General features: G+C 36.7%; 14 protein-coding genes. 5 read left to right on the top strand and 9 right to left on the bottom strand.

The annotated features are described in order from the left end of the window. Positions 1-768, bottom strand: a complete 768-nt coding sequence (locus MKY06_RS10415; protein WP_013056735.1) for a polysaccharide deacetylase family protein — start codon at positions 766-768, stop codon at positions 1-3. Further along, on the bottom strand, positions 769-912 hold the full coding sequence (locus tag MKY06_RS10410; protein ID WP_172738351.1) for a hypothetical protein: 144 nt from the start codon (positions 910-912) through the stop codon (positions 769-771). It abuts the gene before it with no gap. A gap of 139 nt (positions 913-1,051) precedes the next feature. Here MKY06_RS10410 and MKY06_RS10405 point away from each other — a divergent pair, with 139 nt between their 5' ends. Continuing rightward, on the top strand, positions 1,052-1,561 hold the full coding sequence (locus MKY06_RS10405) for a hypothetical protein (RefSeq protein WP_029321373.1): 510 nt from the start codon (positions 1,052-1,054) through the stop codon (positions 1,559-1,561). A gap of 21 nt (positions 1,562-1,582) precedes the next feature. Next, a complete protein-coding gene (locus MKY06_RS10400; protein WP_029321371.1) occupies positions 1,583-2,158 on the top strand; it encodes a hypothetical protein in 576 nt (191 codons plus the stop codon). A 46-nt stretch (positions 2,159-2,204) separates the two neighbouring features. Here MKY06_RS10400 and MKY06_RS10395 read toward each other — a convergent pair whose 3' ends face one another. The 3 genes from MKY06_RS10395 to MKY06_RS10385 all read right to left on the bottom strand — a co-directional run bounded on the left by MKY06_RS10395 (position 2,205) and on the right by MKY06_RS10385 (position 6,123). Further along, entirely contained in the window at positions 2,205-3,350 is a 1,146-nt protein-coding gene (locus MKY06_RS10395; protein ID WP_013056731.1) for a toxic anion resistance protein, read from the bottom strand. 24 nt (positions 3,351-3,374) lie between these two features. Continuing rightward, positions 3,375-4,019, bottom strand: a complete 645-nt coding sequence (locus MKY06_RS10390; protein ID WP_013056730.1) for a 5-bromo-4-chloroindolyl phosphate hydrolysis family protein — start codon at positions 4,017-4,019, stop codon at positions 3,375-3,377. A gap of 166 nt (positions 4,020-4,185) precedes the next feature. Next, positions 4,186-6,123: an LTA synthase family protein gene (locus tag MKY06_RS10385; RefSeq protein WP_013056729.1), complete on the bottom strand. Its 1,938-nt coding sequence runs from the start codon at positions 6,121-6,123 to the stop codon at positions 4,186-4,188. A 668-nt stretch (positions 6,124-6,791) separates the two neighbouring features. Between MKY06_RS10385 and MKY06_RS10380 the strand changes: the two genes are divergently transcribed. Next, positions 6,792-7,244 (top strand): hypothetical protein, encoded by a 453-nt coding sequence (locus tag MKY06_RS10380; protein ID WP_013056728.1) that lies wholly within the window; start codon positions 6,792-6,794, stop codon positions 7,242-7,244. Here the strand turns inward: MKY06_RS10380 and MKY06_RS10375 are convergent. Both MKY06_RS10375 and MKY06_RS10370 read right to left on the bottom strand, forming a co-directional pair. Then, complete coding sequence (locus MKY06_RS10375; RefSeq protein WP_223268914.1) at positions 7,241-7,759, bottom strand: glycosyl-4,4'-diaponeurosporenoate acyltransferase CrtO family protein; 519 nt, start codon at positions 7,757-7,759, stop codon at positions 7,241-7,243. The two genes, MKY06_RS10380 and MKY06_RS10375, sit on opposite strands and share 4 nt — an antisense overlap. Next, entirely contained in the window at positions 7,702-8,805 is a 1,104-nt protein-coding gene (locus MKY06_RS10370) for a glycosyltransferase (protein WP_029321367.1), read from the bottom strand. The genes MKY06_RS10375 and MKY06_RS10370 overlap by 58 nt, the downstream gene beginning before the upstream one ends. A 136-nt stretch (positions 8,806-8,941) precedes the next feature. Here MKY06_RS10370 and MKY06_RS10365 point away from each other — a divergent pair, with 136 nt between their 5' ends. Beyond that, positions 8,942-10,453: a phytoene desaturase family protein gene (locus MKY06_RS10365; RefSeq protein ID WP_029321365.1), complete on the top strand. Its 1,512-nt coding sequence runs from the start codon at positions 8,942-8,944 to the stop codon at positions 10,451-10,453. Between the two features lie 31 nt (positions 10,454-10,484). Here the strand turns inward: MKY06_RS10365 and MKY06_RS10360 are convergent, their stop codons facing one another. Beyond that, a complete protein-coding gene (locus MKY06_RS10360; protein WP_013056724.1) occupies positions 10,485-11,237 on the bottom strand; it encodes an SDR family NAD(P)-dependent oxidoreductase in 753 nt (250 codons plus the stop codon). Positions 11,238-11,457: 220 nt separating this feature from the next. Between MKY06_RS10360 and MKY06_RS10355 the strand changes: the two genes are divergently transcribed. Next, entirely contained in the window at positions 11,458-12,831 is a 1,374-nt protein-coding gene (locus tag MKY06_RS10355) for an MATE family efflux transporter (RefSeq protein WP_029321363.1), read from the top strand. A 79-nt stretch (positions 12,832-12,910) separates the two neighbouring features. On the opposite strand, the gene MKY06_RS10350 is transcribed toward MKY06_RS10355, so the two are convergent. Beyond that, on the bottom strand, positions 12,911-13,189 hold the full coding sequence (locus MKY06_RS10350) for an AbrB/MazE/SpoVT family DNA-binding domain-containing protein (RefSeq protein ID WP_025752053.1): 279 nt from the start codon (positions 13,187-13,189) through the stop codon (positions 12,911-12,913). Between the last annotated feature and the right edge of the window lie 324 nt (positions 13,190-13,513).

Here is a 13,513-nt window from a genome sequence, read left to right as displayed (position 1 = left end):
TTATTGAACGGAGTGCTGTTTTTGCTGTTGCATCAAATAAAGAGATTTATAATTAGGGTGATGTTTTAAAAGTTCTGAGACCGTTACAAATTTATACCCCTCTTCCTTTAACTTCGGTAAAATTTGTTTTAATGCTTCAATGGTTTGGGTTCGATCTCCTCCAGTATCATGAAACAATACAATATCTCCTGACCTGGCATGGTTAAGCACTTGACTTACAATTTTACCTACGCCTGGATTTCTCCAATCAAATGTATCTTGATGCCAAGACCAAAGAATAATGGTATACTGCTGATTTTTAGCAGCTTTTACTACCCGATCGTCATAATAGCCAGTAGGTGGACGAAACAGGTAAGGTTTTATTCCTGTAATAGCTTGTATACGTTCATCCGCTTTTTCAATTTCTTGTTCAATTCTCTCTACTTCCTGGCCCCTTACTTTCAAATGGCTATATGTATGATTAGCAAGTTCATGACCTTCGCGAACTTCTCTTTGAGCAAGCTTGGGAAACGACGTTATTCGATCGCCGACTACAAAAAAAGTTGCTTTGGCACCGTACTTTTGCAATAAATTTAAAATGGTCGGCGTATATTTAGGATCTGGTCCATCATCAAATGTAAGCGCAATCAACTTTTCATCTTTCATGGGAACTTCCCACACGATATCTCCTTTTTTTTCATAATAAAATCTGCTCTTCTTTGCAGCGTCCGCCTGAATACCATAGAAATTAATGGAAACAATAATGATAATTGACAAGCACCATTTCACTCAATGACCTCCTTTTTTGTCTAGGTGTGATTCATGCGTATTGTCAATAAACGCTTTAATACCAACTGCAAATAATCGTTCATCACCCAAACACACGCGCTGTTGACGGCGATTAACTGCAGAAGTTGATTTACGGTTTTTCATAGTCTTCTCTCCATTACTAATTGATTGTGTTTTTAGCTTTACCAAAAAGTCAAAAATAAACCTACGGGTTCTAACATGGCGAAAACATTTTTATATAGTAACTACACGCTGTCTAGCGTTTTGAATAGGAGATATATACATGCGAAAATTTTATTTAGCGCTTCTGTTAATGATAAGCGCAACCATAGTTATACTGCCTTCTGTTAAAGCAGTCAGTGAAAGCAATGAAAAACATGAGCAGCTCACCGTAAGCGAACAAGGATATTCTCTTTCATTGCCCAATGAATATACGCTTCAAAAAGAAGAGGATGGAAAAGATATTCTTTTTTCAACCAAGACTCCCTATACGTGGATGCGAATTGAAGTCCTTTCCGGGAAAGAAAGTACAAGCAAATCATATCTAGATCGTTCAAAAGAATTGTTTGATGACCAGTTTGGAAAATCGTTAAAAATTTCTTCTACATCCCTATTTATTCAACCCGTTGTATTTGCATCTATATCCGGGAGTAAAAAAGAAACGGCAAAGCTATATGTACTAAGAGAAACAAAGGGGCACCCTCCTTTAAAAATCACAATGGTTACAGCTAAAAATTCTGATGATGAAAAAAAGTTAATTTCAATTGTTAACTCAGTAAAAACGCATGAATGAAAATAGATAAGGAAGCCAGCTATGAAAAAAAAGATATTTCTTGTTTGCTTTATATGTTTGATGAGTGGCTGCTCAACTGCTTTTCGTGAAGAGCTTATTAACACACAGGAAGAAATTCCAAAAGAACGCTTGCCACAGCAAGAATTCACCTATCCTTACAAAGGAAGCAGTAGAACAGATGTGGGTTATCTTAAAAGAAGCATTAATCAAAACTATACGCTTTACGTACTAGAAGGATACGAGTTTACAGAAGAAGAGCCCCGAAAAGATGTCATTTACAACAAAAAAAATGATGCTTTGTGGATGCGGATTGAAGTGTTTCCCTCAAATAAAAGTGTAGAGGAGCTCAATAAAGAAACAAAAGAAATTTTAAGAGCTGGCTTTTCAGAAGTGGCTTCCCTTGATACGCACCTCATTCACCATAACTTAGAGATAGAAGCTGCGTACAAAGCATCAGATGATAAAAGTAACGCATACGGTTTTCTCGTTCGAAAGCAAAATCAACACCCTACTTTCCGGTTAACGATCTTTGCTCCTAAATCTGAAAGAGATTTAACTCCGTTTTTAGAAATGGCGAGAACGCTTCAAAATGCATAAAACAGAGAAAAAGTCGGTTTACAAAGTGTGTAAACCGACTTTTTCTTTATTTCATATCTAATAGTTTAGTTTTTAAATCTTTTTCCATTTGATACAGCTCTGATTCTGCCTCGGTACGCTTCGTACGTCCTTCTTCTTGTATCTTTAGCACTTCTTCTAACGTGGTAATCAAATCGGACTGCGTTTTTTTCAATGTTTCGATATCGACAATCCCCGCCTCGTTTTCACGAGCTACTTCAATCGTATTCTGCTTGAGCAGCTCTGAATTTTTAGTAAGCAAGTCGTTTGTTGTCTTAGATACTTGCTTTTGGGCTTCCATTGCTTTCTTTTGGCGTAATAAAGTGGTTGCGATTACTACTTGATTTTTCCAAAGTGGAATAGCTGTTAAAATAGAGCTTTGAATTTTTTCCACAAGGGTCTGATTGACTTCTTGAATTAATCGAATCTGCGGTGCACTTTGAATGGCAATTTGACGGCTCAGTTTTAAATCATGCACTCGTTTTTCTAGCCTATTGATAAATTGATTTAAATCATTGACCTCCTGAGCCATCAAGTAGTCATTTTTTTGAGATGCTGTTTGCTGAAGCTGGGGCAGCGTTTCATTCTGCAGCGCCACTAACTTGTATTCTGCCGCTGCAATGTAGACGTTAAGCGCCTCGTAAAACTGTTTATTTTTATCATATAAGCTATCTAGCATCGTAATGTCTCGATACAGCATTTGTTTTGAGCGCTCTAACTTATCTGCAATTTTATCAATTTCAACATTAATGCTTTGATATTTTGTTAATAAATTTTGAATAGGCCTAGAGACTCCTGAAAATAATCGACCGATGACTCCTTTTTTCTTTGCAGAAAAATCATCGGGATTCACTTGGCGAATCTTACTCATTAAATCTCCTATAACGTCTCCTACTGGTCCCGTATCTTTCGTTTGAACATGCTGTAGTACAGATTGAGAAAACTGAGATAGTTCTGACTGAGCTGCTACCCCGTACTGTAAGATAGCCTGCTGATTTTTATAATCAATTTGATTTGCGATTTTCTGTGCTTTTTCCTGATATTCCGGTGTCAAATCATCGTATGTGTTTCTTTTTGCAGCGCGAGAGTCCGATTGTACCTGCGGGGTAGGCGACGCAAAAGGATCATCAAGCAGCGCATCTAACGATTGATTTTGATTATATTCTTTCATCATAAAATCCCATCCTTTGCATTTACGTTACTTTGTGCGATTAGTAGCTGTCGGTATATACGGCTGCTCCTCTTCAAATGCTTGTTTTAGCACTTTAAGCTCTACATCTAACGTCAGCTTATCTTGTGAAAGAGCACTTGTTAATAAATGCTCATACTTCCCTGATAACCCGCGCAGCATGTCTTCCGCTTCATGAAGACTTTCTTTTACTTCTATGCTTTTCGTTGGTTTTGATAATAAAAACATATACCTTTCAATGACGGTAACCGTTGATTGTAAGTAGTTCGTAAAAAAGGGCTGAACATCTTTATATCGTGCGGGCTCTTTTTCTACCATTTCAATGATGCTTTTACCTACTTTGTATAGTTTAGAAAGTTCTGTCCACATATGAACAGACCGAATTTTAAAACGATAGCTTCCAATGGTTCTTAATTGCTTTTTTGCCTCTTTTACTTGATGACGAACGTATGCAATTTCTTCTCTATACGGATTTTGATAATGACGTCGAGCACTGCTCATAATAAAAAACAGGCTCGTCACGACCATTACTCCTATACTAATGCCAAAGGATTGAATCATCGTGGTACTAAATCCAAAATAGCTGACCGGAACGGCTACTGCTCCTGTTACCCAAATGGCAAGAATCTTTTTTATGATTCGAACGACTTTCATCGCTTTCACTCCTATCTCAAATGTGACCGAACTTTTAAACGTATACATATTATACCATTGTCTTCCCGTCTCTTAAAACGATTACTGTTATAATTTATATACGGATAAAACCTTTAAAGGTTTCATAAAACAAAAAAACAGGCAGCTATTAAAAGCTGCCTGTTTTTTATTGATCTTCGCGCTTGTTGTAATCATACTTCGAACGTTCAATTGGTTTGAACCCTTCTGGTGTATGAAAGCGGAGTAAATCTCCGTAAACAAGTTTATCTGATAGTTCTAGCTTTTTCTTAACTAGTTCATCATACTTATCATACTGTTTCGCTTCCTTATCTGAAAGCTGCTTGCCCGTTGCGTTGTCATACACTTTCTGATCAACTTTTGTTACCTTAGGTGTAACAAAGTCACCGTTACGGAAAGGTACAACTTGCTGATGTTCTTTTGATAATAAGTCTGTACCAAAGTCAATATAGTCTTTTGTATCAAGACCTAATAAATGCATCACTGTTGGACGAACATCTACGTCTCCGCCATACGTATGATTTACGCCGCCTTTAAGGCCTGGTGAAGTAATAAATAATGGTACGCGCTGCAGTTGAGCTTGTTCAAAATCATTGATGTTTTTACCCATTACTTTGCCCATTGCACGCTTATGGTTTTCAGAAATACCGTAGTGGTCACCGTACATCACGACCATCGTATTGTCTGCTAAACCAGAGGCCTGTAGATCCTCAAAGAATTGCTTGATTGATTCATCTAAATAACGAGCCGTTTGGAAGTATTGGTCAACTGACTTATCTCCCGTATTGTGAGGTCCAATCGTTTGGTCTTCCTTATCTAGCGGATAAGGGAAGTGGTTTGATAACGTAATGAACTTCGCGCTAAATGGCTGCTTTAAGCCTTTTAGGTACGGCATTGATTCTTTAAAGAATGGTTTATCTTTTAAACCATAGTTCAGCGTATCTTCGTCTGACATATTGTAATAAGCTGAATCAAAGAATTTTTCTACACCCATTGATTTATACATTTCATCACGGTTCCAGAACGATTTTCCATTTCCGTGGAACACAGATGTTGTATAGCCTTGCTGATCTAGAATACCAGATAGCGACTGATAGGTGTTATTTGCTTTTGTTGTAAATACAGAACCTTGAGGTAAGCCGAATAATGAGTTCTCCATCATGAATTCAGCATCTGACGTTTTACCTTGCCCTGTTTGATGGAAGAAGTTATCGAAATACATTGTGTTCTGATCTTTTAATAGTGAATTTAAGAATGGCGTTACTTCTTCACCATTTAACTTATAACCAATCATAAATGACTGAAGTGACTCTAATGAAATATAGATGACGTTTTTGCCTTTTGCTTGACCGAAATATTCTTTGTTCGGCTCAGCATATGTTGCTTTTGCATAGTTCTCTACCTCAGCCACATCACTGCTATCTGCTAACGCGCGCTGTGCTGAAGATTTCGAGCTCTGGATGATGTCATAGATCGTATAGTTATACGTTCCTAAATATTTTACTAAATAGTTGCGGTCAAATGTTCTTGTTAATAGTTGAGGACGATCCATTTCCGCTAGTGCGATGTTGGCACTTAAGAATAAAATCCCTGATAAAAATACACCTGTCACAGTACGTCGACTAATTGTTGCTGGTAAGTCAACTTTTTTCCATAGTACTAAAACTAAAAGAATAAAGAAATCTGTGAAGTATAAAATATCAGTTGGGCTAATTAAAGCCATGGCACTGCCGCCTAATTGACCAAAGTTGTTTGACTGAGTCAATACAGGAACAGTAATAAAATCATTAAAGAAGCGATAGTATACTACATTTGCGTACAGGATGAATGAAAGTAAAAAATTCATTCCAAGCAGTGCTCGTACTTTTCCGCGCCCTTTAAATAGTAATGCAATGGCAAAAAAGAAAATTGCCGAACCAATTGGGTTTATGAAAAGTAAGAACTTTTGCATAAAATTATCTAACCCTAAGTTAAATTCGATACGATAAACGGTATACGTTTTAATCCAGAACAACAAAACTGCAATTAGAAATAACGGCAGCTGTTTCGAAAAAATATTTTTACCGTTTGTCATGAGCTGTTTCATATTCCCACCTCTGTCTCTATTGAAATTTAAGCTCACTTTTATTTTTATAGTAAATGTAAAAAGAAATCTCTCTTACAAAAAATGTAAGAGAGCTAATCTGTTCTTTCACATTTTAACTCTTTAAAAAAAATTGTCAACACCGCTACGTATAATTTTCACCAAACGTGAGAAAATAACTACTTTCTTATTCCCAGCTCTATCGGCTTTCAAACACAAATGTTTTCTGTGCTTTTTTCTTCTCACTATTTAATACGGACAACTTCTCTTTAAGTTTCACTATTTTATATTTATTTTTTATTTTGTCCACTATACATATAAATTTAACACTTGCCTTAGTTTTCCTTCTCCTTTACAAGAGAATGCATAAAAGCACTTGTGAATATTTGTTATATCAATACCTCTTATTTTCTTTTCTTTCTACAGTAAACCACATATTTTGAGTTATTTCTTTCTTTAAATTTGAAAAAAATGTGTCAGTTTGCATCGAAAATTTTTATTTTTTTACCTTTTTGTTTATAATATAAATTATAAATATTATTTGAAATTTCAGATCTCTTTAACATCTGATCTAGAAAGTGCATTTTTATATAAAATTGGAATTAGTACGGGCTATGCATGCTTGTATACCTAGAAGTTTAAACGTCTTACATTTTTATAAAGGAGAAAAAATGAAAGAATGTATTGTTTTCATTACAAATATTATTAATGTATTGCACGACGGATTAATTTATATTTTTTATTTACTAGGATTTTCTCTTTCAGATAAAGAACTTCACTTCTGGATTATTGGTATTATTGGACTGCTCACGTTTTTAAGCGTTTATATGATCTTTAAATTATTGTCAAAGTGGAAATTTAGTATTACAGCTATTTCTTTTATCTATACCCTTACCGTTATGCTTGTCTTAGTTTTTGCCATTGAAATTCAGCAAGGAATTACCACCCGGGGCAATATGGAATTTGATGATGCCATAGCAGGTTTATGGGGGTTTTTAGTCTTTTTTAGTATTTATATCGCCTTTGCTTCTTTTTTTCTTTTATCCAAGAAGTTATTGTCTTCGAATAAGGAGAAAAAAATAAAAACCGAGGCCCCTACTCGGAGCCAAAGGCACGTGAATTAATTTCGTTTGAGTTTCAAAACGACTTGATGAATTCGTATTCGATTATATCGTTGAACCAAAATAAACGGTACGTTTGCAACAATCGCATAAATAACCATCCAAACACCTATAGAAGGAGAGTTCCATATAAAAAAAAGAATAGAAGGAAGTATGCTGATCCAATGAGTTAACTCTGCTCGATTTGTTTCAATTAAAAAAAGCTGTGCATATTCCTTCGTTCTACTCTCCCATTTCTTTTTATAAAACCCTCGTTTAAATAGCTTTCCTCCATCAGGAAGCCACGTTTTCCATCGGTGTACCCCGAATTTTTTATATATCCCAACTGTTTCCCAGGTTTGAACCTTAAACAGCGCAAGGTCCTTCTTTAAATAAAAGGGAGAAATTTTTGTGCATCTGTAGGCGATCAACATGTGAATCACAAACCATGCCATGATATTAATTAAGAGCTGAGCACCTGTCATTTTATCACTTTCTTCTTTTTTTCTTCTTCTATAGATATGCTGCGTTCTTTCCATTTAACTTGCTTTCTCACTGCTGTTTGGATGAAAGACCATACGAATAGACCCAGAAAAAACAGCACATGAATAGGAAATAAGCACAAAGAAAAAAAAGTAAACGAACCTATTTTTCTTAAGCTATTAAATAAGAGACTTACATAGCAAACATAGCTGCTAATTGCCAAGCCTGCATGTTGATTCCATAGAGTAGGTAAAAAAAGGACATAATTAATCATGCTAGTAAGCCACAAACTTACTAGAAATAAATAAATGGCTTCCGTTTTCCCCGCACCTGAAGCGAAACTTTTACTCCACCCTCTTATAAGGCTTTTCATACCATTTGGATACATGCGCATGGAAAGAGCTCCCTGTCCACTCATACACGTAATAAATTCACCTTGATTGTTCATTTTCTCAACCAGCGCCATATTTTCAACCACTTCTTTTTTTATCCCTTCGTGGCCTCCGCTTTGAAAGTAGGAGGCTGCGCTGCAAAGCAAGCACTGCCCGAAACCGACAGAAGGACTTTTCCAATTTTTAAAGGGGTGAAACGCGCCAATCGATGCAAACGTAACATAGTGAAATAAAGCAGAAAACATTTCATAAGGCCTCTTAACAAGATGATAAGGATGAACCGACAGCACGCCCCCTTGCTGTTGATAATAGAAAAATACTTTTTCAATTCCGTCTTTCTCTACTGTAATATCAGCATCTAAAAACAAAAGCACCGAGCCTTTTGCTTCTCGTGCTCCATTCCAGCATGCCCATGACTTTCCTAGCCACCCAGCTGGAAGTGCGCCAGAGTGCACTACTTTTACGCCAAATGCTTTGGCTACCCTCTCAGTATTATCTGTTGAGTTGTCATCTACAACAATCACTTCAAAGTCAGCGTTCCGTAACTGGAGTGACTGCAATAAAAAGGTAAGGTTTCTTTCTTCATTTCTAGCTGGAATAATAATGGACAAACATGACATATCGTTTCTTACTATTTTTACACGTTTAAATGTAGGGATAGTGATGACAAGCGTACCTGTCAAGACAAGAGCAACCAGTAAAAAAGACATCCTTTTCTCCTTTCCTTCACGTATGAAAATTAGCGAACTGGACAAAATAAAAAGTTGTAGACCTATTTTTATTTTGCGTGAAGTCATTTTATACACATTGTTGACAACTCGCTTTTGTTTTATAAGGAGGAAAAAGATGAAAAAGAAAGTAATTGTTGTAGGCGCAGGTTTAGGTGGTCTGTCAGCTGCTATTCGTCTGTCAGCTGATGGATATGATGTAACAGTCGTTGAAAAAAGCGAGCGAATTGGCGGTAAGTTAAATATTCGCAGCGGCAAAGGGTTTTCTTTCGATACGGGACCTTCTATTTTAACAATGCCTTGGGTGCTAGAGCAGCTGTTTGACAGTGCAGGCCGCAATATCCACGACTACTTGACAATAGAACGAATTGAGCCTCAGTGGAGAACTTTTTTCCAAGATGGAACACAAATTGATTTGACCAGTGACCTTCCTCGCATGCTTCAGCAGCTTCAAGAACTTGCTCCAGAAGACATTGAAGGTTTTTTTGACTATTTATCTTATGCAAATAAAATGTACGAATCGAACTTAAAAAGTTTTTATAAAAAAAGTTTATCTGGACTGCACGATTTACGAACGATGCACACGGTAAAAGAACTGCTTCAAATGGATCCAATGAGATCTATGGATGCTACTACACGCAAATATTTTTCAAACAAACATTTGCGTCAATTGTTTAATTTTTTAATTATGTACATCGGCTCTTCTCCTTATCATGCACCGGCTGTATTAACACAGCTTGCTCACGTTCAGCTAGGATTAGGTATTTATTACGTAAAAGGCGGAATGTACAAAATTGCTGAAGCGATGGATAAGCTCCTTCAAGAACTTGGCGTCACTGTACATCTAAATACGCCGGTAAAAGAAATCACAACAAGCGGAGCAAAGGCAACTGGAATTACACTAGAAAATGGCGAGAATCTATCAGCAGATATTGTGGTATCTAATCTAGAAGCAATTCCAACTTACCGCTATTTATTAAAAAATCATGCGCAAGCAGCTAAACAAACTCAGCAGCTTGCAAAATTTGAACCTACTGTTTCTGGCCTTGTTCTTTTATTAGGGGTTAACAAACAGTACAAGCAGCTTCAACATCATAATTTCTTCTTCTCAAAGGATCAGAAAGAAGAGTTTGATACAATCTTTAACAAAGGTCAAGTAGCCATGGATCCGACAATTTACATTGGCGTATCGTCTAAATCAGACCCTACGCAAGCTCCTGAAGGAAAAGAAAACCTGTTCGTTCTTACTCATGTACCTCCTTTAAAAGAAGGCGACGACTGGGCTGCATTAAAAGACCGCTACCGTGATGTCGTATTGAAAAAGCTTGAGGCAATGGGATTAGAAGACTTACGTTCAAGCATTGAGTTTGAATATACGTTTACTCCCAATGATATCCAAGAGCTTTACGGTGCTAACGGCGGGTCCATTTATGGCGTAGCAACTGATCGTAAGAAAAATGGAGGTTTTAAAATTCCGGCAAGAAGTCAGCTTCTTTCTAACCTTTATTTTGTGGGCGGCTCTACACACCCTGGAGGCGGCGTGCCAATGGTGACATTATCAGGTCAGCTTACAGCGGACGCAATTAATGAAGATTTTCAGATTCCTCGTATGCAAAAAGATATTGGATAATGAAAAAGTGCAGGAAATTCCTGCACTTTTTTTAAAAGTTCATTTTTGACTGTCCACCGTCTACGTTTAACGTCGCACCCACTATCCATGAAGCTTGAGACGATGCTAAAAAAACAACGGCGTTTGCCACTTCTTCCGGCTCTCCAAAGCGCCCTGCTGGTATTTCATTTTCAACAAACTGCTTAATCTTTTCCGGATTTTCATCCATTCTTTTTTTCCAATTACCCGTTTCATGCAAAATGCTTCCCGGCGCTACTCCATTTACACGAATTCCTTTAGAAATCATTTCATCTGCAAACGACTTTGTAAAGCTGATAAGCGCTGCTTTGGCGTTATTGTACGTGACTTTCCCTCCACTTTCCCTTCCGAAAATAGACGTAACATTAACGATTGCCGCATCTTTTGTCATATGCGCCGCTGCTAGCTTGCTCAAGTGGACAGCTGAAAAGTAGTTAAGCTCCATCGCTTCTTTGAAAAGGGATAAATCTGTTTCCATCGCAGTGCTTCCATTACTTCCTCCAGCGTTATTAATTAAAATATCAATGCTTCCGAAGTCGCTAATGAACTTCTCAATTAATGCAACTCTGTCTGATTCGTTTGTTAGGTCTGCTGTATATGTACGCACGTTTTCTAATTCTGACTGTGCATCCTGTAACGCTTCCTCTCCTCTTGCCGCAATTCCAACATTTGCTCCTTCTTGAATAAACAAAGCAGCAATAGCCTTCCCAATTCCTTTTGACCCGCCGGTAATAAGTACATTTTTACTTTGCAACTGTAAATCCACACGTATCCCTCCACGTTAAATGATAATTACTATACTTTCTATCATAGCTCACTGCATGTCAAAATTAAAATCATATACTGTTTTACCTTTTTATTCCTTTTAAATCGCTGCGTTTTATGGATACATTCTTTGAATTTATTGTCAGAACTCTTAGCAAAAACAAGCCACGGCGTGATATAATGCTTTTTGGTGTAAATGTTTTCAAATTGGGGGTTTTTTAATGCAACAAACGTTTTCAACATCTCAAAAAGTTAAGCAGTTCGTTTTTATTTTATTTCCGATATTGGTCACCCAGTTTGGAATGTTTTCAATGACTTTTTTTGATACGATGATGTCAGGAAGGGTAAGTGCAGATGACTTGGCAGGGGTAGCAATTGGTTCAAGCTTATGGGTACCTGTTTTTACAGGGCTAAGCGGGATTTTAATGTCTATTACGCCAATTGTTGCACAGCTTGTCGGAGCTAATCAAAAGAAAAAGGTTCCGTTCTCCGTCATTCAAGGGCTTTATGTGTCCATTTTAATGGCCGTTGTTATTATTTTAATCGGTTTTTTTGTTGTTGATCCTATTTTAAAAGGGATGAATTTAGAAGCAAACGTAATGCGCATTGCCAAACAGTATTTAATTGCTTTATCTTTTGGTATTATTCCGCTTTTTATTTATACGGTTTTACGAAACTTTATTGATGCTTTAGGGCAAACTCGTACGTCTATGCTTATCACCATTTTAGGGCTTCCGGTTAATGTAGCTTTAAACTATGTATTAATCTTCGGTAAGCTGGGCTTCCCCCACTTGGGTGGAGTAGGCTCTGGTTATGCAACTGCCGTTACGTATTGGTGCATACTCATTGTATCCATTGTAATTATTCATAAAAAAGAACCTTTTTCTAACTTCGATTTATTTAAAAGATTTCACCGTATCTCTTTTTCTACTTGGAAAGAAATATTAAAAATTGGTTTACCTATCGGTTTTTCGGTCTTTTTCGAAACAAGTATTTTTTCAGCCGTCACGCTGTTTATGAGCTCGTATAATACCATTACAATCGCTTCTCACCAAGCAGCTATTAATTTTGCCTCATTTCTCTATATGATTCCGCTGAGTATTTCTATGGCTTTAACGATTGTTGTGGGATTTGAAGCGGGTGCTAAGCGTCATCAAGATGCAAGAAGCTATAGCAGGATCGGTGTAACTATCGCTGTTGGCATGGCTTTTGTTTGCGCAGGTCTTTTATTTACTCTTCGAGAATCAGTAGCTTCTTTGTATACAAAAGATGCAGATGTACTTGCATTAACTTCTCATTTTTTGATTTATGCAATTTTCTTTCAGCTTTCTGATGCTCTTCAAGCTCCTATTCAAGGCGCTCTGCGAGGATATAAGGATGTAAATGTTACCTTTTTAATGTCCTTGGTATCTTATTGGGTAATTGGTCTACCTTTAGGCATTGTTTTAGCAAAATACACCGATTTGCAGGCGTTTGGCTATTGGATTGGACTAATTGCGGGGCTTGCTGCAGGAGCAACAGGACTTGCGTATCGTTTGATAAAAATACAAAAAAAGCAGCTGCTAGAGGAGAATAAATCTTCTCGAACGGCTTAATCAAAAAAAGAACGTTCTCAAAAGAACGTTCTTTTTTAGTTTAAAGACGGATTGATATTCTTCCTTATACTAAAACTTCTTATTTATTTAAGGTACGCTCTAACTCTTGTAAAAGCTGTTCCGCACCTTTTTTACTTAACACAACGTTTCCATTCCCAAAGGTTAAGTTTTCACGCGTAATTTCCCCAGTTACTAAGCAAGCACCATACGGGCTATACTTTTGTAAAATAATAATATCTTCATCAACATATATTTCTACTGGATCACCTGTGTTGATATTTAAAATACGGCGCAATTCAATAGGAATTACTACGCGACCCAATTCATCTACTTTTCTTACAATTCCTGTAGACTTCATAAAATCCATTCCTTTCATAGTAAACAAATAATATCTTCTCGATACAAATCTAGTCAAATTCGTCAGAGTTGCTAAAACCAAAATGCTTCAATGATGGTCTGATAACGGTTTATAAGTTCTTAAAATATGGCAAATAACGCATTAAATAGATTTATATACACTTTGTATCATATCAATTCGTACACTATTTATGAATAGTGCATAATCTTTAAAATCGAATTCATCCATATATGTTAAAAGTGTGTATTTTATCCATAATATAACTATATATCCATCTTTTACACTACTTTGTACCCATTTTATAACTTTTATTCCGACATAAGA

Origin of the sequence: Priestia sp. FSL P4-0332, assembly GCF_038005845.1 — a bacterium.
Taxonomy (GTDB): Bacteria; Bacillota; Bacilli; order Bacillales; family Bacillaceae_H; genus Priestia.
The sequence above is the reverse complement of the archived record's forward strand: the minus strand, read 5'-3'. Positions and strand labels throughout refer to the sequence as shown.

Excerpts from the sequence above, each read along its gene's own strand:
- MKY06_RS10370 (WP_029321367.1), bottom strand. The coding sequence starts at position 8,805 with ATGTCTTTTTTACTGGTTGCTCTTGTCTTGACAGGTACGCTTGTCATC.
- MKY06_RS10380 (WP_013056728.1), top strand. The coding sequence starts at position 6,792 with ATGAAAGAATGTATTGTTTTCATTACAAATATTATTAATGTATTGCAC.
- MKY06_RS10410 (WP_172738351.1), bottom strand. The coding sequence starts at position 912 with ATGAAAAACCGTAAATCAACTTCTGCAGTTAATCGCCGTCAACAGCGC.
- MKY06_RS10355 (WP_029321363.1), top strand. The coding sequence starts at position 11,458 with ATGCAACAAACGTTTTCAACATCTCAAAAAGTTAAGCAGTTCGTTTTT.
- MKY06_RS10395 (WP_013056731.1), bottom strand. The coding sequence starts at position 3,350 with ATGATGAAAGAATATAATCAAAATCAATCGTTAGATGCGCTGCTTGAT.
- MKY06_RS10400 (WP_029321371.1), top strand. The coding sequence starts at position 1,583 with ATGAAAAAAAAGATATTTCTTGTTTGCTTTATATGTTTGATGAGTGGC.
- MKY06_RS10350 (WP_025752053.1), bottom strand. The coding sequence starts at position 13,189 with ATGAAGTCTACAGGAATTGTAAGAAAAGTAGATGAATTGGGTCGCGTA.
- MKY06_RS10405 (WP_029321373.1), top strand. The coding sequence starts at position 1,052 with ATGCGAAAATTTTATTTAGCGCTTCTGTTAATGATAAGCGCAACCATA.
- MKY06_RS10390 (WP_013056730.1), bottom strand. The coding sequence starts at position 4,019 with ATGAAAGTCGTTCGAATCATAAAAAAGATTCTTGCCATTTGGGTAACA.
- MKY06_RS10365 (WP_029321365.1), top strand. The coding sequence starts at position 8,942 with ATGAAAAAGAAAGTAATTGTTGTAGGCGCAGGTTTAGGTGGTCTGTCA.
- MKY06_RS10385 (WP_013056729.1), bottom strand. The coding sequence starts at position 6,123 with ATGAAACAGCTCATGACAAACGGTAAAAATATTTTTTCGAAACAGCTG.
- MKY06_RS10375 (WP_223268914.1), bottom strand. The coding sequence starts at position 7,759 with ATGGAAAGAACGCAGCATATCTATAGAAGAAGAAAAAAAGAAGAAAGT.